This is a genomic window from Mesorhizobium sp. WSM4822, from assembly GCF_055811155.1.
The window spans coordinates 88,890-114,598 of sequence record NZ_JBVVQM010000014.1 but is presented as its reverse complement, the minus strand read 5'-3'; the positions used below and the strand labels follow the sequence as shown (position 1 = coordinate 114,598).

The 25,709-nt window shown below is 62.7% G+C and carries 23 protein-coding genes and 1 tRNA gene; 12 read left to right on the top strand and 12 right to left on the bottom strand.

Annotated elements, in window-relative coordinates; all coding sequences use genetic code 11:
- Entirely contained in the window at nt 1–987 is a 987-nt protein-coding gene (gene cobS, locus AC0L3E_RS27825) for a cobaltochelatase subunit CobS (protein WP_013529367.1), read from the bottom strand.
- Between the two features lie 123 nt (nt 988–1,110).
- Nucleotides 1,111–1,740: a J domain-containing protein gene (locus AC0L3E_RS27820; protein ID WP_013529366.1), complete on the bottom strand. Its 630-nt coding sequence runs from the start codon at nt 1,738–1,740 to the stop codon at nt 1,111–1,113.
- A 180-nt stretch (nt 1,741–1,920) separates the two neighbouring features.
- Between AC0L3E_RS27820 and AC0L3E_RS27815 the strand changes: the two genes are divergently transcribed.
- Nucleotides 1,921–2,223 carry a BolA family protein gene (locus AC0L3E_RS27815; protein ID WP_027038090.1) on the top strand — a complete coding sequence of 101 codons (303 nt, stop codon included), beginning with the start codon at nt 1,921–1,923 and terminating at the stop codon, nt 2,221–2,223.
- Between the two features lie 30 nt (nt 2,224–2,253).
- Here AC0L3E_RS27815 and AC0L3E_RS27810 read toward each other — a convergent pair whose 3' ends face one another.
- Both AC0L3E_RS27810 and AC0L3E_RS27805 read right to left on the bottom strand, forming a co-directional pair.
- Nucleotides 2,254–3,807 carry an acetolactate synthase large subunit gene (locus tag AC0L3E_RS27810; protein WP_473606098.1) on the bottom strand — a complete coding sequence of 518 codons (1,554 nt, stop codon included), beginning with the start codon at nt 3,805–3,807 and terminating at the stop codon, nt 2,254–2,256.
- Between the two features lie 100 nt (nt 3,808–3,907).
- Nucleotides 3,908–4,714, bottom strand: a complete 807-nt coding sequence (locus AC0L3E_RS27805) for an alpha/beta hydrolase (protein WP_473606097.1) — start codon at nt 4,712–4,714, stop codon at nt 3,908–3,910.
- Nucleotides 4,715–4,954: 240 nt separating this feature from the next.
- Between AC0L3E_RS27805 and AC0L3E_RS27800 the strand changes: the two genes are divergently transcribed.
- The 3 genes from AC0L3E_RS27800 to AC0L3E_RS27790 are packed head-to-tail and all read left to right on the top strand — an operon-like array spanning nt 4,955 to nt 9,783.
- Nucleotides 4,955–6,904: a PrkA family serine protein kinase gene (locus AC0L3E_RS27800; protein ID WP_013529362.1), complete on the top strand. Its 1,950-nt coding sequence runs from the start codon at nt 4,955–4,957 to the stop codon at nt 6,902–6,904.
- Between the two features lie 17 nt (nt 6,905–6,921).
- A complete protein-coding gene (locus tag AC0L3E_RS27795) occupies nt 6,922–8,232 on the top strand; it encodes a YeaH/YhbH family protein (protein WP_128308428.1) in 1,311 nt (436 codons plus the stop codon).
- A gap of 9 nt (nt 8,233–8,241) precedes the next feature.
- On the top strand, nt 8,242–9,783 hold the full coding sequence (locus AC0L3E_RS27790) for a SpoVR family protein (protein WP_473606096.1): 1,542 nt from the start codon (nt 8,242–8,244) through the stop codon (nt 9,781–9,783).
- Between the two features lie 24 nt (nt 9,784–9,807).
- Here AC0L3E_RS27790 and AC0L3E_RS27785 read toward each other — a convergent pair whose 3' ends face one another.
- From AC0L3E_RS27785 to AC0L3E_RS27775, 3 genes are read right to left on the bottom strand one after another with little or no spacing between them, the layout of a single operon-like run.
- Nucleotides 9,808–10,701, bottom strand: coding sequence for an HlyC/CorC family transporter (locus AC0L3E_RS27785; protein ID WP_292334279.1), 894 nt, complete (start codon nt 10,699–10,701; stop codon nt 9,808–9,810).
- The gene (gene aroB, locus AC0L3E_RS27780; protein ID WP_473606095.1) at nt 10,698–11,834 is read right to left on the bottom strand and encodes a 3-dehydroquinate synthase; all 1,137 of its coding nucleotides are present in this window, start codon (nt 11,832–11,834) and stop codon (nt 10,698–10,700) included. Before aroB ends, AC0L3E_RS27785 begins: the two co-directional genes overlap by 4 nt.
- Nucleotides 11,831–12,442, bottom strand: a complete 612-nt coding sequence (locus tag AC0L3E_RS27775) for a shikimate kinase (protein ID WP_473606094.1) — start codon at nt 12,440–12,442, stop codon at nt 11,831–11,833. Before AC0L3E_RS27775 ends, aroB begins: the two co-directional genes overlap by 4 nt.
- 210 nt (nt 12,443–12,652) lie before the next feature.
- Between AC0L3E_RS27775 and AC0L3E_RS27770 the strand changes: the two genes are divergently transcribed.
- The 5 genes from AC0L3E_RS27770 to AC0L3E_RS27750 all read left to right on the top strand — a co-directional run bounded on the left by AC0L3E_RS27770 (nt 12,653) and on the right by AC0L3E_RS27750 (nt 16,551).
- Complete coding sequence (locus AC0L3E_RS27770) at nt 12,653–12,805, top strand: histidine kinase (RefSeq protein WP_292334607.1); 153 nt, start codon at nt 12,653–12,655, stop codon at nt 12,803–12,805.
- 17 nt (nt 12,806–12,822) lie between these two features.
- Nucleotides 12,823–13,740, top strand: a complete 918-nt coding sequence (locus tag AC0L3E_RS27765; RefSeq protein WP_292455596.1) for a site-specific tyrosine recombinase XerD — start codon at nt 12,823–12,825, stop codon at nt 13,738–13,740.
- Nucleotides 13,741–13,839: 99 nt separating this feature from the next.
- A complete protein-coding gene (locus tag AC0L3E_RS27760) occupies nt 13,840–14,790 on the top strand; it encodes an acetyl-CoA carboxylase carboxyltransferase subunit alpha (RefSeq protein ID WP_127380033.1) in 951 nt (316 codons plus the stop codon).
- Nucleotides 14,791–15,007: 217 nt separating this feature from the next.
- Entirely contained in the window at nt 15,008–16,306 is a 1,299-nt protein-coding gene (locus AC0L3E_RS27755) for a L,D-transpeptidase family protein (RefSeq protein WP_013529353.1), read from the top strand.
- An 8-nt stretch (nt 16,307–16,314) separates the two neighbouring features.
- Nucleotides 16,315–16,551 (top strand): sulfurtransferase TusA family protein, encoded by a 237-nt coding sequence (locus AC0L3E_RS27750; RefSeq protein ID WP_164761850.1) that lies wholly within the window; start codon nt 16,315–16,317, stop codon nt 16,549–16,551.
- A gap of 9 nt (nt 16,552–16,560) precedes the next feature.
- Here the strand turns inward: AC0L3E_RS27750 and AC0L3E_RS27745 are convergent, their stop codons facing one another.
- Entirely contained in the window at nt 16,561–17,679 is a 1,119-nt protein-coding gene (locus tag AC0L3E_RS27745; RefSeq protein ID WP_473606092.1) for a CobW family GTP-binding protein, read from the bottom strand.
- Between the two features lie 3 nt (nt 17,680–17,682).
- Entirely contained in the window at nt 17,683–18,846 is a 1,164-nt protein-coding gene (locus AC0L3E_RS27740) for a D-alanyl-D-alanine carboxypeptidase family protein (protein WP_473606091.1), read from the bottom strand.
- A 216-nt stretch (nt 18,847–19,062) separates the two neighbouring features.
- Between AC0L3E_RS27740 and AC0L3E_RS27735 the strand changes: the two genes are divergently transcribed.
- The 3 genes from AC0L3E_RS27735 (at nt 19,063) to AC0L3E_RS27725 (ending at nt 22,843) form a co-directional block, all read left to right on the top strand.
- Complete coding sequence (locus tag AC0L3E_RS27735) at nt 19,063–20,226, top strand: M20 aminoacylase family protein (RefSeq protein WP_127329985.1); 1,164 nt, start codon at nt 19,063–19,065, stop codon at nt 20,224–20,226.
- Between the two features lie 83 nt (nt 20,227–20,309).
- Nucleotides 20,310–20,386 (top strand) — tRNA-Arg (locus tag AC0L3E_RS27730).
- 576 nt (nt 20,387–20,962) lie between these two features.
- Nucleotides 20,963–22,843: a hypothetical protein gene (locus AC0L3E_RS27725; protein WP_473606090.1), complete on the top strand. Its 1,881-nt coding sequence runs from the start codon at nt 20,963–20,965 to the stop codon at nt 22,841–22,843.
- A 148-nt stretch (nt 22,844–22,991) separates the two neighbouring features.
- On the opposite strand, the gene AC0L3E_RS27720 is transcribed toward AC0L3E_RS27725, so the two are convergent.
- From AC0L3E_RS27720 to AC0L3E_RS27710, 3 genes are all read right to left on the bottom strand, one after another.
- Nucleotides 22,992–23,645, bottom strand: a complete 654-nt coding sequence (locus AC0L3E_RS27720) for a hypothetical protein (RefSeq protein ID WP_292566109.1) — start codon at nt 23,643–23,645, stop codon at nt 22,992–22,994.
- Nucleotides 23,646–23,977: 332 nt separating this feature from the next.
- Nucleotides 23,978–24,331, bottom strand: a complete 354-nt coding sequence (locus tag AC0L3E_RS27715) for a cupin domain-containing protein (protein ID WP_127266678.1) — start codon at nt 24,329–24,331, stop codon at nt 23,978–23,980.
- 337 nt (nt 24,332–24,668) lie between these two features.
- On the bottom strand, nt 24,669–25,562 hold the full coding sequence (locus AC0L3E_RS27710; RefSeq protein WP_127320948.1) for a sugar phosphate isomerase/epimerase family protein: 894 nt from the start codon (nt 25,560–25,562) through the stop codon (nt 24,669–24,671).
- Nucleotides 25,563–25,709: the final 147 nt, after the last annotated feature.

The following is a 25,709-nucleotide window of genomic DNA, read 5'->3' as shown; positions in this document are numbered from 1 at the left end:
TTACCCCAGCACCACGTTGGCGGCGCTCTCGGGCAGATCCTCGCCGAAGGCGCGTTGATAGAACTCGGCCACCACCGAGCGCTCCAGTTCGTCGCACTTGTTGAGGAAGGTCAGCCGGAACGCCATGCCGATATTGCCGAATATCTCGGCATTCTCGGCCCAGGTGATCACGGTGCGCGGGCTCATCACGGTCGACAGATCGCCGTTGATGAAGGCCGAGCGCGTCATGTCGGCGACGCGCACCATCTTGTTGACGATGTCCTTGCCCTTGCCGTCGCGATAGTGCTTGGCCTTGGCCAGCACGATGGCGACTTCGTTGTCGTGCGGCAAATAGTTCAGCGTGGTGACGATCGACCAGCGGTCCATCTGCGCCTGGTTGATCTGCTGGGTGCCGTGATAGAGGCCGGTGGTGTCGCCAAGGCCGACCGTGTTTGCGGTCGAGAACAGCCGGAAGGCCGGATGCGGGCGGATGACCCGGCTCTGGTCGAGCAGCGTCAGCCGGCCCGACGATTCCAGCACGCGCTGGATGACGAACATCACATCCGGACGGCCGGCATCGTACTCGTCGAAGCACAGCGCGACATTGTGCTGGTAGGCCCAGGGCAGGATGCCGTCGCGGAATTCGGTGATCTGCAAACCGTCCTTGACGACGATCGCGTCCTTGCCGACGAGATCGATACGGCTGACATGGCTGTCGAGGTTGACGCGCACGCAAGGCCAGTTGAGGCGGGCGGCGACCTGTTCGATATGGGTCGACTTGCCGGTGCCGTGATAACCCGACACCATGACGCGGCGGTTGTAGGCAAAGCCCGCAAGGATCGCCATCGTCGTGTTCTTGTCGAACAGATAGTCCGGATCGATGTCCGGCACATGCTCCGATGTCACCGAATAGGCCGGCACCACCATCTTGGACTCGAAGCCGAATTTCTCCTTCACCGACACCGTCGTGTCGGGCAGGTTGGCGATGTCACGATCGACCTTGTTCATATCTCTCAACGTCTCCACGGGCGAAACGTCTGATTTCGCCGGCAATCGATTTTGTCCGGGGGCGGTCTTAGAGCCTTTTCCAACCTTATGAAAGTTGGAAAACGACACGAACCGTATGGCCGCTCAGCACAGGCCCGCCTGTTTGAGCACGCGATAGGCCTGCAGCACATCGCGGAACCGGTCTTCCGAACCTCTGTCGCCACCATTCGCATCCGGATGGTGCAGTTTCACCAGTTCCTTATAGCGCGCCTTGATCTCCTTGCCAGTCGCCTTTGTATCAAGACCAAGCGTTTCCAGCGCCTTGGCCTCAAGCGGCTTGGCCTTGCGCTCGCGCGCCTCGCGCGGATCCTTCGGTCCCTTGAACAGGTCGAACGGGTCGCGCATGCGGTTATAGTAGCCGGCCCGGCCGGAACGCATCTGGGCCATATCGGGCGACGATCGCGTCGAGGCTCCGTTGGCGCCCATCTTCCAGGTCGGCCGGTGCCCGGTCATGGCTTCCTTCTGGAAGCGCGCGACCTCGGTGTCCGGCACGCCGGAAAAGTAGTTGAAGCCCTTGTTGTACTCGCGCACATGATCGAAGCAGAAGTGGAAATACTCGCCTTCCTTCATGCGCCCGACCGGCGCACGATGGGTGCCCGCTTCCTTGCAGCCGTCCCACTGGCAGATCGGCGAGTGCGACTTCAGCTCCGCGTCCTTGTCGGGGCGGACGCGAATCTTCTCGAAATATTTGGGGTACGGCTTCATCTTACCCATTTATGGGGCGTTCGCAGATGCGAAACAAGAATTGACATTTTCGCGATCATCGCCCTAACCGCTGAATCGCGGCATAAAGCAGGCGAATGGCGGATTTTGTTGCGCGGCGGCGGCCCCTTGCGAAACCGATTTTCGGTTCCAGGCCGAGACGCCAGCGATATGTGGTGAAGGGAGATGGCGATGTCCATACAGGCGACCATGGAAGACAAGCTCAATAAGGCATTTTCGCCGGACAGGCTGGTTATCATCAACGAGAGCCATCTCCATGCCGGCCACCACCATCACGGCTCCGACCATCACGGCACTTATGACGGCACCGGTGAGACGCATTTTCGCGTCCGCGTCGTCGCTTCCGCCTTTGCCGGCATGAGCCGCATCGACCGTCACCGCGCCGTCAATGAACTGCTTGCCGACGAATTGCAGGCCGGCGTGCACGCGCTGGCGATCGAACCGGCGGCTCCCGGCGAAAAGACGCGCTGGTAGATCGGTTCCGCCGATCGTGTTTCGCCGCGCTCAGAGCACCGCTTCGATGAGGAACGGCCCGCGCCGTGACAGCGCGCTGTCCAGCAGCGCCTCGAAGCGCTCGCACGTATCGGCGCGAGCCGCCTCTACGCCCATGCCTTTGGCCAGCGACACCCAGTCGAGCGAAGGATGGTCGAGGTCGAGCATGCGCCTGGCGTTCTCGCCGATCGCGCCCACGCCGACATTCTTCATCTCGCCATGCAGGATTGCATAGGTTCGATTGGAAAACACGATCGTCACCACGTCGAGCTTTTCCCGCGCCTGCGTCCACAATCCCTGTACCGTGTACATGCCGCTGCCGTCGGCTTCGAGGTTGATCACCTTGCGGTCCGGACAGGCGATTGCCGCCCCGGTCGCCATCGGGATGCCGCCGCCGATCGATCCGCCCGTGCCCATCATGTAGTCGTGCGGTGCTGCAAAGGCCGACAGCGCGAAGAAACGCCTGGCCGAGGTGACCGCTTCATCGCAAACGATCGCATCGGCCGGCAGTTTGCGCGCCACCGACAGCGCGATGGCATCTTCCGTCAGCTTGCCGTTCGGCGTTGCCTCGTCGGGAAAAGCGGCCGCGAGCACCTGTTGTTGTGACGGCTTGATGCCAAGTTCGTCGCGAAGCGCCTCCAGCGCCGCATGCAGATCGTCGCCATGGGCGGCCAGTGTCAGCACCTCGCAGCCTTCTCGCACGAGCCGTCCCGGTTTCCCCGGATAGGCGAAGAAGGCAACCGGCTCCTTCGCACCGACCAGGATCAGAACATCGACATCCCTCAGCACAGCCATCGCCGCATCGATCGGATAGGGGATGCGGGTCGGCGCGACACGCCCACGCCCGCGTTGCATCCGTGCGATCAGAACCTCGCCGAACAGGCGGACATCGCTGCCCGTCGAAATCTGCCCGGCGATGGCGAGCGCATCGGCGCGTGCGGCCTTTCCGCGAACGATCATGCCTGCCCGGCCCGGAGCGGCACGGATCGCCGCGGCGACCTTGCGCACGGCTTCCATATCGACCGCCGGCGCTGGCACCAGCTTCACCTTGCCGACCGAAACCGCGTCGACTTCGCCCCAGGCGGCATCCGCCGGCAGGATCATCGTCGCGACGCCGGGCGGTGTCAGCGAGGCGCGAAAGGCTGCTTCAGCTGCCGGCACGATATCGGCCGGGCCCTTGACGCGGCCGACCCAGTTGGACATCGGCGCCGCAAGGCTCTCGATATCGCTGGTGAGCGGGGCATCGAGCGGCAGATGGTAAGACGCATGGTCGCCGACGATGTTGATCATCGGGCTGAAGGCACGCCGGGCATTGTGCATGTTGGCGAGCCCGTTGGCCAGGCCGGGACCGGTATGCAGCAGCGTCGCGGCCGGCCGATCGGTCATCCGCGCATAGCCATCGGCGGCACCCGTCACCACGCCCTCGAACAGCCCGAGCACGCAACGCATTTTCGGCTTGCGGTCAAGTGCTGCAACGAAATGCATTTCGGAGGTGCCGGGATTGGCAAAGCAGACCGTCACATCATTGGCCAGAAGCACGTCACACAGGACATCGGCGCCGTTCATGCAATTCCCTCCCGCTCACGATCGAAGAGCACTTGCACCCGGGCGCGCCCGCACAGCAATATCCCGCCGCCACTTTTGGTCTGATCCAGTGCCGTAAGGATCAGCCAACCGTCGATTTCAGGAATGCCAGCGCGGCCGCGGTCAGCGCATCGCCGTCCTCGCCGAAATCGCGATTGATCGACATATGCGTGTAGGCGCTGCCGTCGAACAGTGTGACCTGGGTGCCCGTCGCGCGCAGGCGCTCGGCAAAGGCCTTGGAGTCCTCGCCGCGGCCAGGGGCGCGCGAATAGGCAATGAACGTCGGCGGGTGCTTGCGGCCATCGACATAGCTGGCCGGCGACAGTGCCGCCCATTGCGCGGGATCGGAAAAGACGCGGGCATAGGCGCGGACCATACCGCCATTCTTGGCAAGTGCCGCAAGATCATAGGCCCTGGTGTCGTCGAGGATGAGCGCGGCTATGCCCGGCAATCCGCCGCGCATGCCGGTCAGCGCAACCAGATGGCAGCCGGCCGAATGGCCCATGCCGACAATGCGGTTGGGGTCGCCGCCATGCCGGGCGATGTTGGCCCTGATGTAGGCGAAGGCCTTTTCGACGTCACCGGCCTGGGTGGCGACATCGGCCTGCGGCAGCATGCGGTAGTCGATGGAGACGAAGCAGAAGCCGTTGGCGAGCAGGAAGGCTGGTTTGGCGTTTACTTGACTGCGTTTGCCAAACTGCCAGGTGCCGCCATGAACGAAAAACACGACCGGCAGGCCGATTGCACCATCGGGCGCATAGATGTCGAGCTTGGCCGGCCCGTAGTCGAAGGTCTTTGGCGTGGGTCGGCGTGTTTCCGACGCGGCCGATGCTTCCAACGGCAGCATCGCCGCCACCGAGGCCATGATCAGGCTTCGTCGATCGATCATCACTGTCTCCTGACGAGGCAAGACTGCACGCGGCGGCCCCAGCCGTCCAGTCAGGGATTCGCAACACACCCGCTACCCGCGATGAATGCCGCTCCGCACCGAGCGCCTTGATCTCGGAGTGGCCTCGAATCTTACGATCGCAGCCACCTCTTCACATGAAGGGAACAAACGGTACCCCCCGACAGTTGAATGCGAGGTGAGCCGAATGGAAGCCACAGCGGCTCCGAGGGCAAAAGCATCATGCGAGAGAACCAGTCTGACGTCTTCGATCTGTTTTCGGAAATTTACACCAACGCGGCGCAGGAAGAGATCAGCATCCAGCAATATCTCCTTGCCTGCCGCGAGGACAAGTCGATGTATGCCTCGGCGCCTGAACGGATGGTCGAGGCGATCGGCGAGCCGAACCTGGTCGACACCAGCAAGGATGAGCGGCTCGGCCGCATTTTCTCCAACCGGACCCTGAAAGTGTACCCTTCCTTTGCCGATTTCTATGGCATGGAGGATACGATCGAGCGCATCGCCGGCTATTTTCGCTATGCGTCGCAGGGGCTCGAGGAGCGCAAGCAAATCCTCTATTTGCTCGGCCCCGTGGGCGGTGGCAAATCCTCCCTTGCCGAGCGTCTGAAGAAATTGATGGAACAGCGCCCGATCTACACGCTGAAGGTCGGTAATCAGGTCAGCCCGGTTTTCGAATCGCCGCTTGGTCTTTTCCATCCTGATCGCATGGGCGACCTGCTGGAGGACAAATACGGCATTGCCCGACGCCGGTTGAATGGGCTCATTTCGCCATGGGCAGCCAAGCGCCTCGACGAACTTTCCGGCGACATTTCCAAGTTCAGCGTCGTCAAGCTGATGCCGTCGCGACTGCGCCAGATCGGCATCGCCAAGACCGAGCCCGGCGACGAGAACAATCAGGACGTTTCGGCCCTGGTCGGCAAGGTGGACATCCGGCAATTGGAAAACTTCAGCCAATCCGATCCGGACGCCTATTCCTATAGCGGCGGACTGAACCGGACTACCCAGGGCCTGCTTGAATTCGTCGAAATGTTCAAGGCGCCTATCAAGGTCCTGCATCCGCTGCTGACCGCCACCCAGGAAGGCAGCTACAACGGCACCGAAAATTTCGGCGCCTTTCCCTACCAGGGAATCATCGTGGCCCATTCCAACGAGTCGGAATGGCTGCAGTTCAAGAACAACAAGAACAATGAGGCTTTTCTTGATCGCATCCTCGTGGTCAAGGTGCCGTATTGCCTTCGGATAACCGAAGAGCGGCAGATCTACGAGAAACTGCTGCGGGAGAGCGAATTGGCCGCCAGTCCTTGCGCTCCAGAGGTGCTGGACATCCTCAGCCGGTTTACCGTCTCGACCCGTTTGGCCGAGCACGACAATTCGCCGCTCTACACCAAGATGCGCGCCTATGATGGCGAGAACCTCAAGGAGGTCGACCCCAAGGCAAAGTCGGTTCAGGAATATCGGGACGCCGCCGGCGTCGACGAGGGCATGGCCGGCGTCAGCACGCGCTTTGCCTTCAAGATCCTGTCGCAGACCTTCAACTACGACACCGAAGAGGTGGCCGCCGACCCCGTGCACCTCATGTACATCCTGGAGGAGGCGATCAAGCGCGAACAGTTTCCGAAGGAGACGGAAGCCGCCTATCTGGAGTTCATCAAGTCCGAGCTGGCCGCGCGGTATGCCGAGTTCATCGGCCATGAGATCCAGAAGGCCTATCTGGAATCGTACAGCGAGTACGGCCAAAATCTTTTCGACCGCTACATCGCCTATGCCGACGCCTGGATCGAAGACCAGGATTACAAGGATCCTGACACCGGCCAGATCCTCAACCGCGAGGTTTTGGACAACGAGCTTTCACAGGTCGAAAAACCGGCCGGCATCGCCAATCCCAAGGACTTCCGCAATGAGGTGGTGAAATTCACGCTGCGCGCCCGTGCAAGAAACCATGGCCGCAACCCGGCGTGGACAAGTTACGAAAAGCTGCGGGAAGTCATCGAGAAACGCATGTTCGGCCAGGTCGAGGACCTCCTGCCGGTGATTAGTTTCGGCTCCAAGCAGGACAGCGTCACGGAAAAGCGGCACAATGAATTCGTGCAGCGGATGGTCGAGCGCGGCTACACCGAGCGGCAGGTTCGTCGCCTTGTGGACTGGTACATGCGGGTGAACAGGGCGGGTTAGAGAACCCGGATGGTTCCATGCCGATCTTCATCGACCGCCGCCTGAACCCGAAAGACAAGAGCCTCGGCAATCGCCAGCGCTTCCTGCGACGCGCGCGCGAGGAATTGAAACGGAGCATACGCGACCAGATCCGCACCGGCAGGATCGCCGACGCGGATTCCGAGCACGCCGTGCGCATGCCCGAAAGAGGCACAAGCGAGCCGAGCTTCAGCAACGCCCGCGACAGTGGCAGGCGCCAGCACATCTTGCCGGGCAACAGGCATTTCTCCGCTGGAGACCTGATCCCCAAGCCCGGCGGAGGCGGCGGGGGAGCGTCGTCCCCGGGAAACAAGGCATCCGAGGACGACTTTCGTTTCGTACTGTCGCGCGAGGAAGTGCTCGATCTTTTCTTCGAGGATCTCGAACTCCCCGACATGGTCAAGCTCAACCTCAAGGAGATCCTTGCCTTCAAGCCGCGCAGGGCGGGCTTCGCCGCCACCGGTTCGCCGACCAACATCAATGTCGGCCGCACGATGCGCAACAGCCACGGCCGCCGCATTGCGCTGAGGCGCCCCAAGCAGGTCGAACTGGATGCGATCCTCGAGGAAATCGCCTCGCTCGAGGAGGCGCCATCCAGCGCCGACGCGCGCCAGCGTATCGCGGCATTGCGCGAAGAGCTTGACCGGCTGGAACGACGCCGCCGACGCATTGCCTATGTCGATCCGGTCGACATCCGCTTCAACCGCTTCGATTCCCGGCCGGTGCCGAACGCCAATGCCGTCATGTTCTGTCTGATGGACGTGTCCGGGTCCATGGGCGAGCGCGAGAAGGATCTGGCCAAGCGCTTCTTCGTCTTGCTGCACCTGTTCTTGAAACGACGCTACGACCGCATCGAGATTGTCTTCATCCGCCATACGCACCTGGCTCAGGAGGTCGACGAAGAAACATTTTTCTACAACACCCAAAGCGGCGGCACCGTCGTTTCCACCGCGCTGGAGGAAATGCACCGTATTATCGCGAGCCGCTACCCGGCCCACGACTGGAATATCTATGCCGCCCAGGCCTCGGACGGCGACAATTTCGCCGGCGATTCAGAGCGATGCATTTCGCTTCTCAACGGCGAGCTCATGCGGCTGTGCCAGTATTTTGCCTATGTCGAGATCATCGACGAGCGTGAAGCCCATATTTTCGGCTCGACCGAAAACGGGACATCGCTGTGGCGTGCCTATAACGCCATCGACCAGAAATGGCCGAACTTCCAGATGAGCCGCATCGCTACGCCCGCCGATATCTACCCGGTCTTTCGCCAGCTTTTCGGCAGGCAGCCGGTCTCCCTCAAGCGGGCATGAGGGTTCCCGATGGTCAGACAAGCCAGCAAATCCAGCCTGCTTTTTTCAGGGTCCGACTGGGATTTCAAAACATTGTCGCGGGCCTATGACGCGATCGAGGCACTTGCGGTCGAAGAGCTTCATCTGGACACCTATCCCGTTCAGATGGAGATCATCTCCTCGCAACAGATGCTCGACGCCTATTCGTCCATTGGCATGCCATTGATGTACCGTCACTGGTCTTTCGGCAAACATTTCCTCCACCAGGATCTGCTCTATCGCAAGGGCGGGCGCGGGCTTGCCTATGAACTGGTCATCAATTCCAATCCCTGCATCGTCTATCTGATGGAGGAAAACACCATGGCCCTGCAGGCCTTGGTGACGGCCCATGCAGCGCTCGGGCACAATCATTTCTTCAAGAACAATCAGTTGTTCAGGCAATGGACGGATGCAGGTGCGATCCTCGGCTACCTGGACTTCGCCAAGGGCTACATAGTCCGTTGCGAGGAGCGGCACGGCCTCGCCGCCGTCGAGGCTGTTCTCGATTCCGCTCACGCGCTGATGGATCAGGGCGTGTTTCGCTATCACCGGCCGCCGAGGCTGTCGTCGGAACGGCAACGCGAAGGAGTTCGCGAGCGTCTCGAATACGAGGAGCGCTCCTACAACGACTTGTGGCGTACGCTGCCGCCTTCGCAGCAAGCGGCCAACGACAAGGGCCAGGACCCGGAGCGGAAGAAATCGCTCAACCTGCCTGAGGAAAATCTGCTTTATTTCCTCGAAAAGAACAGCCCGGTCCTGGAGCCCTGGCAGCGTGAGATCATCAGGATCGTTCGGGTCATCGCGCAATATTTTTACCCGCAACGGCAAACACAGGTGATGAACGAGGGCTGCGCCACGTTCGTGCACTATACGCTGATGAACATGCTGTTCGACCGCGGCCAGATCAGCGAAGGCGCCATGCTCGAAATCCTGCGCAATCATTCCAACGTGGTCTTTCAGCCGGCGTTCGACGATCCGCGTTTTTCAGGCATCAACCCCTATGCTCTCGGCCTCGACATGATGCAGGACATTCAGCGCATTTCGACCAGACCCACGGCTGAGGACCGCGATTGGTTCCCCGACATCGCTGGCCAGGGCAACTGGCGCGAGGTGCTGCTGGACGCCTGGGCCGAGCATCGCGACGAATCCTTCATCCGCCAGTACCTCAGCCCGGCCTTGATCCGGAAATGGCGATTTTTTGTACTCGGCGACGCTGCCGACCAGCCGCATTGTCTGGTCGCGTCCATCCACGACGAGCGCGGCTACGCCAAGATACGCGCCACGCTCGCCAACAGTTATGATGTCGGCGCGAACCGGCCGGACATTCAGGTGGTGGATGTCGATCTGCTCGGCGACCGCCATTTGCGGCTGCAGCACAAGGTCAATGACGGCATCCTTCTCGAGGATGCCAGCCGCGACGCCACGCTTCGTCACATCCGCAGGCTTTGGGGTTATGAAGTCAGCCTGGCGGCCATGGATGCCGAGACCGGCGCGACGATCCACGAACGCTCGACCAGCCAGATCGCGGGATGACGTGCTCCGGCCTCCCTGCGCGTATCAGGTGTCGCCGGCTGGCCTGATCCTCAGCCTTGCGATCCGGTTCTTGTCGCGTTTCATGACGATAAAGCGCTTGCCGTGGAACGTAAAAGCCTGTTTCTCCTCGGGGATCGATTGCGTCTCGTGGATAACGAGGCCGGCAATGGTGGTGGCCTCCTCGTCCGGCAGGTTCCAGTCGAGAGCCCGGTTGAGGTCACGGATCGGCACCGTACCGTCGACGACCACGGAGCCGTCGGCCTCCTGCTTGACGCCCTGTATGTCGACATCATGCTCGTCGGCGATCTCGCCGACGATCTCCTCGATAATGTCCTCCAGCGTCACCAGCCCTTCGACCTCGCCATACTCGTCGACGACGACGGCGAAATGCGCCTTGCGGCGAAGGAAGGCGTTGAGCTGTTCCTGCAAGGTCGTGGTGTCGGGCACGAACCAGGGCTTCGAGGCGATCTTCATCACATCGATCCTGGAGAAGTCGTTGCCGACTTCGTTCAAGGCGCGCAGCAGATCCTTTGCATGCAGCACGCCGACGATGTTGTCGAGCGAGCCTTTCCACAGCGGCATGCGGGTGTGCGGGCTTTGCAAGATCTCGCGCACCACCGCTTCCGGCGCATTGTCGGCATTGACCGAGCGCATGTTGGTGCGGTGGACCATGATGTCGGAGACTTCGAGTTCGGCGAGATCGAACAGGCCGCCGACGCGGTCGCGATCCTCGCGCACCACCTGGCCGTCGCGGCGGAAATCGTCGACCGCGCCGCGCAATTCGTCCTGGCTGGAACGCTGCGGCTCGATGCGTGAAAGCTCGTAGCCGAACATGGCAAGCAGGCGCGTGCGCACGGCAACGAGCAGCACGATGAGGATGGCAAGGACGGCAACGACGATCCAGCCGGGCTCGTTCATCTCCGGTCGCTTTCCCTGGGGTGGTTCTCCCTGAGGAACGTCAGCACTTCCGAGGCCGGCACGTCCTTGGCGATGAAGGCCTGGCCGACGCCGCGCGTCAGGATGAAGGTCAGCGCGCCGCGCGACACCTTCTTGTCCTGGGTGATGAAGGCCAGCAGCGCCTCGGCGTCAGGCAGATCGCCCGGGATGTCGGCTATCCGCCAAGGCAGGCCGACGGCGCGCAGATGCGCCTCGACGCGCGCGGCATCGTCAGGGCTTGCCAGATTGAGCCGCGACGAGAACCGGTAGGCCAGCGCCATGCCGATGGCGACCCCTTCGCCATGGACGAGGCGGGCTCCGTCATACCGGGTGGCGGCTTCCAGCGCGTGGCCGAATGTGTGGCCGAGATTGAGCAGCGCGCGGTCGCCGGTCTCGAACTCGTCGCGCGCAACCATTTCGGCCTTGGCGCGGCAGGCTTCGGCAATCGCCTGCGCCCTCTCCGGCCCGCCGGCGAAAACCTGAACCCAATTCTTTTCCAGCCAGGCGAAAAACTCCGGCCGGTCGATGAGCCCGTATTTGGCGAGTTCGGCATAGCCGGCGCGGAATTCGCGGATAGGCAGCGTGTCGAGCACCCCTGTGTCGGCCAACACCAGTTTCGGCTGATGGAAGACGCCGACGAGGTTCTTGCCGCGTGGGCTGTTGATGCCGGTCTTGCCGCCGACCGAGGAATCGACCTGCGCCAGCAGCGAGGTCGGGATCTGCACGAAATTCATGCCGCGCCGCACGATGCCCGCGGCAAAGCCCGCAAGGTCGCCAATAACGCCGCCGCCGAAGGCGATGACGATGTCGCCGCGTTCCAGTTTCGCAGCCAGCACACCGTCGACCACCTCTTCGAGATGAGCAAAACTCTTGGTCTTCTCGCCGGGCGGCAACGTGATCACGGCGGTCTGGATGCCGCCCGTTTCGAGGCTGGCCTGAAGGGCAGCGAGATGCGCTGCCGCGACATTGGCGTCGGTGACGACCGCGGCGCGTGTACCCGGCAGGCGGCCCGATATCTCGGCACCCGCGCGGGCCAACAACCCCGAACCTATCAGGATATCGTAGGTCCGGTCGCCAAGGCCGACTTCGACGACAACGGGTGCCTCGATGCTCACTGTTCCACCTCGCCCGTCGCCGTCGTCTCATCGATGCCGAAATGCCGGCACAGCGCGTCCACCACCTCGGTCGCGATGACTTCCTTGCGGTCGTCGCGGGTCGGCACGGTGACATCAGATGTCGCGTAGACCGGATAGCGCTCGCCCATCAGCCGCTCCAGCACGGCGCGCGGATCGGCACTTTTCAACAATGGCCGGTTCTGTTTCTTGGAGACGCGGTCCATCAGAAGATCGAGCTCGGCCTTCAGCCATACCGACACGCCCTGCGCTGCAATCGCCTCGCGCGTCTGCGCATTCATGAAGGCGCCGCCGCCGGTCGACAGCACCTGCGGGCCGTTTTCCAGCACGCGCAGGATGACGCGCTGCTCCAGCGCCCGGAATTCGGTCTCGCCATAGCGCTCGAACAGCTCCGGAACGGTCATGCGCGAGACGCTTTCGATCTCCTGGTCGCTGTCGATGAAGGGCAGAGCCAGCATCGTCGCCACCTTGCGGCCGATCGCCGTCTTGCCGGCACCCATCAATCCGACGAAGACGACGGAACGGCTGCCCAGCCGGCCAAGCAACGCGGCGTGGGTCTCGTCTGGAGGATTTGCTGGCAGCGCGTTCATCGGATGTTTCGAAGGCCCTCTTTGCCGGCGTATCGACATGAAAAGCCCGTTTGCGTCAAGCGTGGCAAGCGCCTTGAACCCGATATGGACCAGCAGGGTCTGCATCAGAAGTTGCTAACAGGCCTCCGCTTCTTCCTTGAATTGGCCGGATTGGCGTCCCATAAGGGGACAGGGTTTGGAAACGCAGAACAAGAAGACGGGCGAAAATTGATGCCGACACTGTTTCGCTTTGTCGTGGTAACAGCGATTCTGGCAGGTATTGCCTATGGTGCGATGTTCGCCCTCGTGATGTTCGTGGAGCCCAGAAAGGGCGAAATGAGCGTGCGCATCCCTCCGGAAAAGCTGAACCCCAAGAAAAGCTGAACCCGAAGAAAAGTTGAATGAACAGCGCCGCCCGCATCGAAGCCTTTCTGGAAATGATGAGCGCCGAGCGGGGCGCGGCCGAAAATACGCTTTCCTCCTACCGCCGCGACCTCGAGGACGCTTCTGGCGCGATCGATGGCGGGCTGGCTGGTGCCGCCGCCGCCGATATCCGCGCCTATCTCGACGACATTGCCGCCCGCGGCTTTGCAGCCACGTCGCAGGCGCGCAAACTGTCGGCGATCCGCCAGTTCTTCAAATTCCTCTACGCCGAAGGCCTGCGGGGCGATGACCCGACCGGCACGCTGGACAGCCCGAGAAAGGGCCGCCCGCTGCCCAAGACGATGAGCGAGGCCGACACCGGCCGGCTGATCGACCGAGCGGCGCTTGAGGCCGGCGATGCCTCGTCGGGCGATGGGGACAGTCTGGCGTCACTGCGCCTGCATGCGCTGGTCGAGGTGCTTTACGCCACCGGCCTGCGCGTTTCCGAGCTGGTCGGCCTGCCGGTGACGGTGGCGCAGCGCGACGACCGTTTCTTCATGGTGCGCGGCAAGGGCGACAAGGAGCGCATGGTGCCGCTCTCGGCCAAGGCACGCGCGGCGATGAAGACCTGGCTCGCCGCCCGCGCCAGGGTGCCAGCCTTTGCCGACAGTCCGTTCCTGTTTCCGGCCGCCTCCGACAGCGGCTATCTCTCGCGCCAGGTCTTTGCGCGTGACCTGAAGGGGCTGGCGGCAAGGGCCGGCATCGCCTCGGCGAAGATCTCGCCGCACGTGCTGCGCCATGCTTTCGCCAGCCATCTCCTGCAGAACGGCGCCGATCTCCGGGCCGTGCAGCAATTGCTTGGCCATGCCGACATATCGACGACACAGATTTACACCCATGTGCTGGAAGAGCGGCTGGTGCGGCTGGTCAACGATCATCATCCGCTTGCCGACTAGGCCTCATATCGCTATGTGAGGACGACATTTCACCGCCCGGAGCCTTGGATTCAAGGGTTCCGTCAGCCACTGCCTTCCGACGTATCGGTCCGCTCACGCATGTATAATTACCTCGATTTCGAAAAGCCGGTGCAGGACCTCGAGGGCAAGATCCTCGAGCTGAAGAAGCTTGCCGAGAATGGCGAGGCGGTCGATGTCGGCGACGAGATCAGCCGTCTCGAGAAGCGCTCCCGCGACGCGCTGCGCGACGCCTACAAGGCGCTGACGCCGTGGCAGAAGGTGCAGGTGGCTCGCCATCCCGACAGGCCGCATTGCGTCGACTATATCAAGGGCCTGCTCACCGATTTCACGCCGCTGGCCGGCGACCGCAATTTCGGTGAGGACCAGGCGATCGTCGGCGGTTTCGCCCGTTTCCGCGGCGAACCCATTGCCATCATCGGCCAGGAAAAAGGTTCCGACACAGCCAGCCGCCTGAAACACAATTTCGGATCGGTTCGCCCGGAGGGCTACCGCAAGGCGGTACGGCTGATGGAACTGGCCGACCGCTTCAAGATCCCGCTGCTGACGCTGGTCGACACGGCCGGCGCCTATCCCGGTGTCAACGCCGAGGAGCGCGGCCAGGCGGAGGCTATCGCCCGTTCAACCTCGACCTGTCTCGGCCTGAAAGTGCCGTCGATCTCGGTGGTCATCGGCGAAGGCGGTTCGGGCGGCGCCATTGCCATCGCCACCGCCAACCGCGTCTACATGCTCGAACACGCCATCTATTCGGTGATTTCGCCGGAAGGGGCCGCCTCGATCCTGTGGCGCGACACAACGCGATCGAAGGACGCGGCGACCAACATGAAGATCACCGCGCAGGATCTTTTTGAATTAAAGATCATCGACGCCATCATCCCAGAGCCGCTCGGCGGTGCGCATCGCGGCGCCGAAACGGTGATCGCCGCGACCGGAGACCTCATCGCCAGGACGATGAAGGATTTTGCCGGCGCCAACACCGATTTCCGCGAGCAGCGCCGCGAAAAATACCTGGCCATGGGCCGCAGTCTCTGACCACAGGCAGCCTTGGCCGCAACAATGTGGCGGGGCGGAGCATTTTTGCCACAAAAATGCCGCTGCATTCGGCTCAATGAGACTGCCGCAGGGGGATGCGTCGGCACTTGCGGTAAGGAATTTATTAGGGTTAACGGGCTTAGGGTCCGTCGATGCGCAGTGTAGCAGCCGGGGCAGGAAGCGTCCTGGCGCCAGAGAAAAGACGATATCCGTAGCCATGTTTGTCAAGCTTGCCCGCACCGGAATCCTGATAGCCGCCCTCGGCGTTGCCGGCTGCAACAATTCGTCGATGAAGGATTTTGCCCCGGAGGCCAACAAGCCGCTGCCCGACAAGATCCTCGCCGACATGAGAGCCAAGGGCATGGTCCGCACCTCGTCGGTGATGGCCCGCATCTTCAAGGAAGAAGGCAAGCTCGAGATCTGGAAGGCCAAGACCAACGGCCGCTACGACATGGTCGCCAGCTACGACATCTGCAAATGGTCGGGCAAGCTCGGGCCGAAATACACCGAAGGCGACCGCCAGGCGCCGGAAGGCTTCTACACGGTGCGCCCGGCGCAGATGAATCCGCGCTCGAACTACCATTTGTCCTTCAACATCGGCTATCCCAACGCCTATGACCGCGCCAATGGCCGTACCGGCTCCAATTTGATGGTGCACGGCGCCTGCTCGTCGTCGGGCTGCTATTCGATGACCGATGCGCAGATCGAGCAGATCTATGCCTTCGGCCGCGACGCATTCCAGGGCGGCCAGACCGAGTTCCAGATCCAGGCGTTTCCGTTCCGCATGACCGCCGCCAACATGGCGCGCTACCGCAACGACCCCAATTACGACTTCTGGAAGATGCTGAAGGTCGGCTACGACAATTTCGAGATCACCAAGGTGCCGCCGAAGGTCGATGTCTGCGAGAAGCGTTATGTCTTCAACCAGGTTGCCGCCGACGGTCAGACATTCGATCCGACCGGCGCCTGCCCGGCGACCACGCAACCTGATTCGCTGAAGAGCGCCTACAATTCCTACATGAGCACCTACGACGCTGCGTTCAGCGGCGCGGTCAAGGCCAGCGTGCCGGCGCCCAAGCCGACCATCGCCGGCATCAAGGAAGCCAGCATCGTCTCCGACTGGTCCAAGCGCCGCGCACGCGGCGAACGCGTGCCGATCGATCCGCCGTCGCTCAACAATGACGGCTCGGTCACCGAGACGGCACGCATGGGCCGCATCGATTCGCCCGCTGGCCGCAAGATGGCGGCCCTCGATGCCGAAAAGGCGGCCAAGCAGAAGGCCGAGGAGCAGAGGCTCGCTGCCATAGAGGCGGCCAAGCAAGCCAAGGAAGCCGCCAAGGCCCAGGCTCTGGCCGAAAAGGAGGCCGAAAAGGCTGCCAAGGAAGCCCCTGTCGCCACCGCGACCATCGCGGCCCCTTCGGAAGCGGCACCGATGGCTGAGACGCAAGCGGCGAGTGCCGACGAGAGCCGCGTGACGAAGCTGAAGAACAAGCTGCTCGGCATGTTCGGCGGTTGATTTCGCCCGTGGATGATCGCGCCGCTATTTATGACCTCAAGGGGCTGAACTGCCCCTTGCCCGTGCTCAAGGCCAAGAAGCGCCTGGCGGGGATGCAACCGGGCAGCCGGCTCTGGCTGGAGACCACCGACCCGCTGGCCGTCATCGACATTCCGGCATTCTGTTCGGAGAGCGGCCACCAGTTGATTGAAACGGCGGCGGTCTCCGGCGGCCATCGCTTCCTGGTCGAGCGCGGCGCGCCGTAATCGTGGGAGCTACCGCCCGGCAATCGCCAGCGGGTTGTTTTCCAGCGCGGCGCGATCGGGCGTGTCGATCGACGGCCGGTTGGTGAAGGCGGCGAACAGCCTGCGGATATAATCTTCGGGCATATCGAGCGTGATCAGCACCAGCCGCGTGCCGCGCTGGCCATCCGGCCAGGACGGCAATTGCACCGGCGGATGCAGGATCTTCTGCACGCCATGGATCACCAAAGGCCGCGACGGGTCTTCCCTGAGCTCGATGACGCCCTTCATGCGCAGCAGGCGCTCGCCATGTGTCGAGCGCAGCAGGTCGAGGAACATCTCGATCGCCGAAAACGGCACCGGGCCGTCATGCACCAGCGAATAGGAACGCACCCGCGAATCGTGGCGATGACCGTGGTCATGGCCATGTTCGTGATCATGCCCATCATGGTGATCATGATGGTGATGATCATGAGCGGCTTCCTCGCCCAGCCAGCGCCGCACATCGGCGGATTTGGTTGCCGGGTTGTAGAGGCCGCAATCAAACAGCGCCGCCACGCCTGTCCCCGTGTCACCGGCATCGAGCAGTTCGGCGCCCGGATTGATCTGCCGCAGGCGCGCCCGAAGCATTTCCAACTCATTGGGATCGGCGACCAGATCGGCTTTGCTGAGCACGATGCGATCGGCGACGGCAGCCTGCTTGACCGCCTCGACATGGGCGTCGAGCGTGGCGTTGCCGTTGACGGCATCGACCAAAGTGATAACGCCGTCGAGCCGGAAGGCCTGGATCAGCGCCGGATGCGCCATGATCGACTGCAGCACCGGCGCCGGGTCGGCAAGGCCGGTGGTCTCGACGATGACGCGGGCAAGCCGGGCGATGCGGCCGGTCTGCAGCCGGTCGACCAGGTCGGCCAGCGTATCGACCAGTTCGCCGCGCACCGTGCAGCACAGGCAGCCGTCCGAAAGCTGGATGATGCCGTCGGAAGACTGCTCGACCAGCAAATGGTCGATCGCCACCTCGCCGAACTCGTTGATGATCACCGCCGTGTCGGCCAGCGCCGGATCCTTGAGCAGCCGGTTGAGCAGCGTCGTCTTGCCGGCGCCGAGGAAGCCGGTCAGCACCGAGACGGGGATCGGGAAGCCGCTGCCCATTGGCTAGTTCGCAACCTTGGCCGGCTGGTCGCCCTGTGCGGCGGAGCCGGCAATCTTCGGGCCTGCGCCGGCCGGTGCCGGCCTGTCGGGCCGCCAGCTCGGGATCGGCACATCGGCATATTCCTGACCGCCCCGGTCGAGGATGGCCTTCGGCGCCGGACCGGTGGCGCCGCCAAGGCCGACGGCAACCAGCGTCGGCACATGGTCGAGCTTTTCCTGATAGGGCGATTTCGGCACGTCCTTGGCGACGACCGGCGGCGCCTCCGACTGCTCCTGCGGCGTCTTCTTCTTGCAGACCTCGTCCTGCATGTTGTTGGGCGAGACAGTGTCGCCATAAGGCGCCAGCGTGGTGACGGTGGCCGAGCCGGCGGCAGGCGCGTCAAAACCCTGATCGAGCAGTTTTGCCGCCGTCTCCGCACGTGTGACCGCCGACTTCTCGCCAAGCACCACCGCGACCAGCGTGCGCCCGTTGCGGGTCGCCGAACCGATCATGTTGAAGCCGGAAGGGCAGACAAAGCCGGTCTTCATGCCATCGGCGCCGGGATAACGGCCAATCAAGAGATTGTAGTTGGGAATAGCCTTCTTGCCGACGGCAAGGCCCTCGATCGAGAACCACGGCGCATATTGCGGAAATTCGCGGCGGATCGCCATCACCAGCACGGCGAGGTCGCGCGCCGTCGTGTACTGATCCGGCGAATAGAGCCCGTTCGGATTGACGAAATGCGTGCCGTTCATGCCGAGCCGGGTCGCTTCGGCGTTCATCCGGTCGGCAAAGGCCGCCTGCGAACCGCCGACATTTTCGCCCACCGCCATGGCGATGTCGTTGGCCGATTTGACCAGCATCATCTTCAGCGCGTTGTCGAGCCGCATCACCGAGCCCGGCTTGAAGCCCATCTTGCTTGGCGGCTCGGCGGCGGAGTGTTTGGTCACCTTGATCGGCGAATCAAGCTGAACCTCGCCGGCGGCGATCGCCCGAAAGGTGACATAAGCGGTCATCAGCTTGCTCAGCGATGCCGGATACCAGCGCTTGAACGCGTCCTGATGCTGCAGGATCTTGCCGCTGCCGAGATCGAACACGACCACCGGATTGGCCAGCGCCGGCCCGGCCACGACCGACAGCGCGATTGTGCCAACCGAGAATAGTTTGAGGAAATGCCTGTACCGCATGATCAAATCCGAAATCGCCTCTTGCCGTAGTCGCCCCTGGCTCCGTAAGATTTCGTTACGCGATCGCCAGCATGATTGGTCCGACCCTCAAAAACCGGACCGCATCGTTGCGGTGCTATTTACCCTATGTGACGCCAAGATGGCAAAGTGCCTGGCGATCACAATTGCAAGGCAGCGGACGACACCCGCCTGTCCCAACAGCGAGATGGAACCATCATGCCAATCCTGAACCGTGCCGCCGAAATGCAGGACGAAGTTGCCGGCTGGCGCCAGCATCTGCACCAGACGCCAGAACTGAACTTCGACGTCTTCAAGACCGCCGCCTTCGTCACCGAGAAGCTGAAGGCTTTCGGCTGCGACGATGTGGTCACCGGCCTCGGCAAGACCGGCGTCGTCGGCATCATCCGCGGCCGGCAGGGCGAAGGCCCCACCATCGGCCTGCGCGCCGATATGGACGCGCTGCCGCTCAACGAGATCACAGGCAAGTCCTACGCCTCGACCATCCCCGGCAAGATGCACGCCTGCGGCCATGACGGCCACACGGCGATGCTGCTGGGCGCGGCCAAATACCTCGCCGAGACGCGCAACTTCACCGGTTCCGTGGCGGTGATCTTCCAGCCGGCCGAAGAGGGCGGCGGCGGCGGCAACGAGATGGTCAAGGACGGCATGATGGAGCGTTTCGACATCTCCAGGGTGTTCGGCATGCACAACATGCCGGGCCTGCCCGTCGGGCAGTTCGCCATCCGCCCGGGCCCGATCATGGCGGCGACCGCCGAGTTCACCATCACCGTGCGCGGCAAGGGCGGCCACGCGGCGATGCCGCACGGCACGATCGACCCGATCGTCATCACCAGCCAGTTGGTCGGCGCCTTGCAGACGATCGCCTCGCGCAGCACCGATCCGGTCGAGGCCGTGGTGGTGTCGGTGACCAAGTTCCACGCCGGTGACGCCTACAACATCATCCCCGAAACCGCTGAAATCGCCGGCACCGTGCGCACCTTGCGCAAGGAGATCGCCAAGAAGTCCGAAGAGCGCATCCGCAGCATATGCGACGGGCTGGCGACCGCATTCGGGGCAAAGATCGAGGTCGACTATCAGGCAAATTACCCCGTGACCTTCAACCACGCGGAAGAGACGGTGTTTGCCGGTGATGTCGCGATGAGTGTCGCCGGCGACGCCCATGTCCACCGCGGCATCCAGCCGGTGATGGGCGGCGAGGATTTCTCCTACATGCTCGAAGCCCGCCCCGGCGCCTTCATCTTCATCGGCAATGGCGACACCGCCGGTCTCCACAACCCTGCCTACGATTTCAACGACGAGGTCATCCCGCACGGCATGAGCTACTGGGTGAAACTGGCGGAAACCGCGCTGGCCGCCTGACGGCGGCAGCGCAAAGTCGGCCGAATTGCCTTCGGCCGGCCTCTTGGCGAAACGATCCGAAGCGGCTATGTGTCTGGCCGCGTGGTCCCGTAGCTCAGTAGGATAGAGCGGCAGATTCCTAATCTGTAGGTCACAGGTTCGATTCCTGTCGGGATCACCACGCTTTTCACCAGCTTAGCAACTGACGTCGTACTTTTCGCGAAACAGTGCAACGAATTCTAATCTCGGCGGGAATGCATCGCCGAACAAGGAACGATCCAGCTTCGCTCCGAAGAGCGGGCACTACAATGGCCCTTTTGTCTGGCCGAAGGCTGCCGGCAGGATCATTGCGAGGTGATGGTTGACCGTGGTGCGCTGTGACCTAGCTTAAAGTTCATGATGGACAGTCAAGAGCCGGGAAGTGGCGAATTGTCCGCACCGGCGAACTCTCGCGAGGTTGATATGCAGAGGCGCAAATCGGCGTCTCAGGGCCCCGCATGTGTCCTTGGTCGACCATTGCCCGCCAAGGAATATCAACTGCGGCGATCTATCAGCGCGCGACCGGCGCCCCGCCATCCGCAACAATTCGCAAGTACCAGAAGGATCCCGAAGAAAGCGACGTTTCGAGGGCGGTAAGCCTGGCCAATACCAAGGCGGATGACCAGACATCGCTTTACGAACTTGACGATACACCCCAGAACGCACGGGCACGGCAATGCCAAATTATCTTGCCGAAATGTATGCAAACGACGTAAATTTGGCCATTCTGATCGCAGTGGTGACGCTTGCATCGGTGGGCGTCTATCTTGTGCTCCGGCGTATCCTTGCCGCGGTGCGACGGCGCCGCCTTGCAGCGTTTGACGAAGGCAGATCCGGTATCGCCGACGAGGCTTCTTGGGAATGGGAAAGCCCGGCCGGACTTGTCGCCGGACCTGCTTCTTCCAAGGCTGCCAACCCCTTGCATGCGGTCGGCCTGGATGTTCGGGCTCAAAATACCAACTACTCTCGGTTCGGAGTGCGAATCGAGCATTTCGCCGCGACATCCGAACCCAGCGGGAGCTCGTTAGTGACCGGTGCTCCTGCACCGAACAGTGTGCAGTCTGGCCGGCCTGCAGCATCCATCAGCGCGATCGCGGAACGTGGGAAGCGGATTTGCGGGTCGGCATGGGACCAATTGCGCCATAGAGCTTCACCGCCAAAAATTGCTCCGTTGGCCTATGCTGCGGATCGCGGTTTGAATTTCACAGCGCAGATGGGAGATCCCGACCCGGCCATGGCGCCTGCCTCAAACCCTGTCATTCGCAGGCCGATCGTTCTTGTATCGCGCTTGGGTCTCGCCGCCATTTGTCTGGCCGCGCCGATTGGCTATGCGATGACGAGACAAATCTGGGTCGAAAGCGCTTCCGCCATCTCGCAAACCCAAGACCAAGCCCATCGAGACCTTTCGCGCCCGTTGGGACCTCAGGCGAGTGCCGAATTGTTTGGCCCGGATCTCACGGCTAACCAGGCGCAAGCCGGCACGAATCGTGCTCAGGCTGCCGCTGCGAGACAATTGGCCGACCAGGAGCACCGGGCGGCGGAAGGCGAGCGTGCCAGGAGCGCCGCTCTGCAGGGAGCGCTCCTCGAGGCGAGCAAGCAGATCCACACGCTGAGGGCAAGCATGGCAGCTGCCGATGACGCGCGCGAGGAGCGGTTGCGCAATGAACTCGCGGCGGCCCGCACTCTTGACGCGTTGCGGCGCATTGCGGGAGATGCCCGCACGATGCTGAGCGAGGCCACCAGCTATGTCCTTGAGGAGATGCCCGCTGCTCATCTCGAGCAGGAGCAGGCCCAAAGGCAGGCGCGCGATTTATCGCAAGCGCGCGTCCAAATTGAACAGCTTGAGACCGAGGCCGCCGAGGATCGCGCCACGGCCAAGGCTTCACTGGCGCAGGCGAGCGGCATGCTCGACGACGAACGCCGGAAGGCGGAGCTGCTTCGTGGCGATCTCGCCGAAGCGAAACTGGCCAATGCCGCACTCATGAAGCGTACGGCCGCGGCTGAGCAGGAACGGACCGACGCGGTCACAGCGAGACAACAAGTGGAGCGGACCGCAGCTGACACGGAGCGAACGCTCGCACGAGAACGCGCTGCAGCAGCAGCGGCCGTTGAGGAGCTGAAAGAAGCTCGCGTCGAGCGCCAGGCGGCTGAACTGGAGCGAGCCAAAGCAGTCTCAGCGAAAGAGCGTGCCGAGCAGGCCGCAACCGAGACGGCACAGGCTCTGGCACGGGAACGTACTACAGCCGTCATGAATCGTGAGGATCTCGACAGAGCCCGCATCGAGCGCGAAGCAGCCGCCCAAGCTCTTTTGTTGCGTGTCGCTAAGCTTCAGGAGGCTCTGGACGAGCAACGCGAGGCCATTGTTTCTCTTGCCCGCGACTTGGCTGCGGCGCGCGGGGACAACGACAGGCTCAGGACTGAGCGCCGCAGCGCGCAGATCGAACCGCCCCTGAAGCCGCGTTCTGGCCGCGCGGCAGCCAGCCAGGTGAAGGCTGTCAGCAAGAAGACTGGCAAGGTTCGCAACCCTTCGCGGATGACCCGGGTGCGTTCGATCACACTTCCTTACTCGCTCTTGCCAAGACACGTGACACCACAGTGATTCCGACTGCGCGGTCGCTTCCGTGGAAGGCCATCTTTGATGCCCCGCACCCTTGGTAACACACCCGAGGCCTGCTGCCATTTCGGCCAAAGATGAATGGCCCCTCGAATTCACCCTGCTTCATCAGCGAGGTGTTCTGCGCGGTTCGCTATGTCAGGCCGATCACGCTGCCTGTCGCGTCCAATTCGCATTGGATCGCCGCCTGCCGCGTTTCCACGTTGCCTTGCCGCACATAGTCGATGCTGACCTCGATAGGGGCCGAGATCGTCGCCCGACTCAACTGATGTACGAAGCCCGCGCTGCTGACGCGCACGCTGGTCGCGCCAAACGGAGCGGCGGCCGACTCGATGGCATCATGGCAGGCCCGAACGACTTTATCCGGGACGCCCGGCAACGCCTCGGTTCGGCTGACTGTTGATTGAGTGTTGCTGTCGCTGGGAGGCTGGAGAGCGGCCGGCAGGTCGAGCGACTGTCCGCCCCTTGCGGACGCAACAGCAGTAGCGGTGGCCGGACCTACCGTCCCCGGGGCTGTCGCAGTGCCGCTTGTGCTGGTCTCGCCGTCGTCCGCCGACGAACTGGAGCCGCCGGGGTCATCGCCAGTCCCTTTCTGCGAGCCGCCGTGGTTGCCGCCGGCGTCATGACCTCCGCCGCCACCATGGCCACCAGAACCATGGCCGCCGTTGCCATGCCCTCCGCCTTGCTGGCCACCGGTTGCAGCTCCTGCGCAAACTACGGCGATCGAGCAAGCTAAGACGAAATACGCACAGCTGAATCCACGCGATTGACGCACGACGACCTCCATGGATGCGTCGGTCCAACCGTCTTTCCGCGGCGTGCAGTCAGAACGGCCCGAACCGCCGCTGCCCCCGAGGCAACCTAGCGATTGCCGCGCCCCCGAAAGAACTAGGGGATCGATCCGGTGTATCAAGGATATTTGGCTGGTAAGCGCCGATGAGAGATCGCTTGGCTGGCGAGTGCCGTATCATTCACGTCGAGGCCGACCGTGGATGACGCCGCAGACGCCTTCATGACCCAATGACCGGAGTCCGGGGAGTGGCCTGGCCGAGGCCCGGGCGAATGCAGAGATCAGCTCCGCCATGGCGAACCATGGCGGGCCAGACGGATCACCCCGCCTCAGCCAACCCTGACGACAAAATGCTTCGTCACCGGCTCGATGATCTTCCAGGTTCCCTTGAAATCGGCTTCCACCACGAAGGCATCGCCGGGACCGACCTCGACCGGTGTGCCGCCGTCCGGCGTGATGATGATGCGGCCGGCGATCATGTGCACGAACTCGTAGTCGGTATAGGTGGCGTGATAGGTGCCGGGCGTCGCGCGCCAAGTGCCCGACAACACCTTGCCGTCCTCGGTCGTGTGCTGGACGGCGGTTTGCATGGTCGGCTTGCCCTCGACGACGATCCAGCCAGCCAGATCGCCGGCGTCCGCGTGTTCGACGGTGCCGAATTTGAGGATTGTCTCGCGTGTCATGTGCTGGGCTCCGTTTGGTGGATTGCGTGGGTTGTTTGCCTGGCCGGTCAGATAACCGATGCAGCTGCCGCGAGCAATGCCGGAGCCATACGGCCGGCACCTTGGCTGACGGTGCATCAAACAAAAAACCCGCCTGTGCGGCGGGTCACTGGCGCAAATCAGCACCATAGGCAAAAATGTACCATAGCTGAGGTCACCATGTCAAGAAAAAATTCCTATCGTGAAAAATGGCGGCACAAAAGCCGCCAAAACCGGCTGCCTCGAGGCCTGTTGTTAATCTGAGTTCGGAACCCTGCCCTGTGGCGCACGCCGCGTCCTTCGGCCCTCGACGGGCGGGTCAGGGTTTGTGCCGCGCCGAGACGAGTTCCGCCTTGCGCCTTGCCGTCTCTATTCCCAGACCGATGAAAGCACGCGCGTGCTTGGCCAGCGCCATGTTGTCCGTCCACAGATTGCGCCAGATCGCGGTCTTCTTCGACAGGTTCTCATCGACGATTTCCGAAGAGAAGGATTCGAAGCTGAGGTCGTCGCTGTAGCCGATCGCGGTCAGCGCATCGAAGATCGCGGCGAAATCGATATTGCCGGTGCCGAGGAAGCCGCGGTGGCTTTCGCCGATATGGACATAGCCGATCTTATCGGCGGCATGACGAATGGCCAGCCCGACATCGGCCTCCTCGATGTTCATGTGGAAGGTGTCGAGATGCAGGAAGATGTTGTCCGAGCCTGTGTCCTCGATGAAGGCCAGCCCTTGCGCGGCGGTGTTGAGCAGATTGCTTTCGAAGCGGTTGACGATCTCGAGGTTGAGCGTGACGCCGGCCGCCTTGGCTGTTTCGGCAACCTTGGCCAGCGTGCCGGCACTGCGCTGCCATTGATCGCGAGTCGGCGCCTCGACCTGCAATCCGTGGCTGGTCGAGAGAATGCCGGCGACCTTGCGGCCGCCGAGATCGCGCGTCAGCGCGATGGTGTCGTTGAGGATTTCGACCCCGCGCGCGGCAATCGCCTTGTCGGCGCTCGAAATGTCGCCATCGACAGGCAATCCGATGCTGATCGCCACGCCGAGGCCAAGATCGGCAATGCGCCTGGCAAGCCCGCCGATGTCGACATTGGCGGGGTCGAGATAGGAGAATTCGATGAGGTCGAAGCCGGCCTCCCTGGTGTTGGCCAGCGTGCGCTCGAGATCGGCCTTGGCCGAGCCCGCCGACCAGACGAAAGAATGGATTCCAATACGCGACATCATCGTCTCCGGAGCTGACAAGAGGTGGGGGGGGGGGGGGGCCCCCCCCCCCCCAAGCGGGGGGGGGGGGGGGGGTTTTTGTAAAGGAGGGGGGTATAGGTGGTGGGTTGGTGAAACAAGCGCACCCGGCGGTGTGTTGGGGGGGGG

Excerpts from the sequence above, each read along its gene's own strand:
- cobS (WP_013529367.1), bottom strand. The coding sequence starts at position 987 with ATGAACAAGGTCGATCGTGACATCGCCAACCTGCCCGACACGACGGTG.
- AC0L3E_RS27820 (WP_013529366.1), bottom strand. The coding sequence starts at position 1,740 with ATGGGTAAGATGAAGCCGTACCCCAAATATTTCGAGAAGATTCGCGTC.
- AC0L3E_RS27815 (WP_027038090.1), top strand. The coding sequence starts at position 1,921 with ATGTCCATACAGGCGACCATGGAAGACAAGCTCAATAAGGCATTTTCG.
- AC0L3E_RS27810 (WP_473606098.1), bottom strand. The coding sequence starts at position 3,807 with ATGAACGGCGCCGATGTCCTGTGTGACGTGCTTCTGGCCAATGATGTG.
- AC0L3E_RS27805 (WP_473606097.1), bottom strand. The coding sequence starts at position 4,714 with ATGATCGATCGACGAAGCCTGATCATGGCCTCGGTGGCGGCGATGCTG.
- AC0L3E_RS27800 (WP_013529362.1), top strand. The coding sequence starts at position 4,955 with ATGCGAGAGAACCAGTCTGACGTCTTCGATCTGTTTTCGGAAATTTAC.
- AC0L3E_RS27795 (WP_128308428.1), top strand. The coding sequence starts at position 6,922 with ATGCCGATCTTCATCGACCGCCGCCTGAACCCGAAAGACAAGAGCCTC.
- AC0L3E_RS27790 (WP_473606096.1), top strand. The coding sequence starts at position 8,242 with ATGGTCAGACAAGCCAGCAAATCCAGCCTGCTTTTTTCAGGGTCCGAC.
- AC0L3E_RS27785 (WP_292334279.1), bottom strand. The coding sequence starts at position 10,701 with ATGAACGAGCCCGGCTGGATCGTCGTTGCCGTCCTTGCCATCCTCATC.
- AC0L3E_RS27775 (WP_473606094.1), bottom strand. The coding sequence starts at position 12,442 with ATGAACGCGCTGCCAGCAAATCCTCCAGACGAGACCCACGCCGCGTTG.
- AC0L3E_RS27770 (WP_292334607.1), top strand. The coding sequence starts at position 12,653 with ATGCCGACACTGTTTCGCTTTGTCGTGGTAACAGCGATTCTGGCAGGT.
- AC0L3E_RS27765 (WP_292455596.1), top strand. The coding sequence starts at position 12,823 with ATGAACAGCGCCGCCCGCATCGAAGCCTTTCTGGAAATGATGAGCGCC.
- AC0L3E_RS27760 (WP_127380033.1), top strand. The coding sequence starts at position 13,840 with ATGTATAATTACCTCGATTTCGAAAAGCCGGTGCAGGACCTCGAGGGC.
- AC0L3E_RS27755 (WP_013529353.1), top strand. The coding sequence starts at position 15,008 with ATGTTTGTCAAGCTTGCCCGCACCGGAATCCTGATAGCCGCCCTCGGC.
- AC0L3E_RS27745 (WP_473606092.1), bottom strand. The coding sequence starts at position 17,679 with ATGGGCAGCGGCTTCCCGATCCCCGTCTCGGTGCTGACCGGCTTCCTC.
- AC0L3E_RS27740 (WP_473606091.1), bottom strand. The coding sequence starts at position 18,846 with ATGCGGTACAGGCATTTCCTCAAACTATTCTCGGTTGGCACAATCGCG.
- AC0L3E_RS27735 (WP_127329985.1), top strand. The coding sequence starts at position 19,063 with ATGCCAATCCTGAACCGTGCCGCCGAAATGCAGGACGAAGTTGCCGGC.
- AC0L3E_RS27720 (WP_292566109.1), bottom strand. The coding sequence starts at position 23,645 with ATGGAGGTCGTCGTGCGTCAATCGCGTGGATTCAGCTGTGCGTATTTC.
- AC0L3E_RS27715 (WP_127266678.1), bottom strand. The coding sequence starts at position 24,331 with ATGACACGCGAGACAATCCTCAAATTCGGCACCGTCGAACACGCGGAC.
- AC0L3E_RS27710 (WP_127320948.1), bottom strand. The coding sequence starts at position 25,562 with ATGTCGCGTATTGGAATCCATTCTTTCGTCTGGTCGGCGGGCTCGGCC.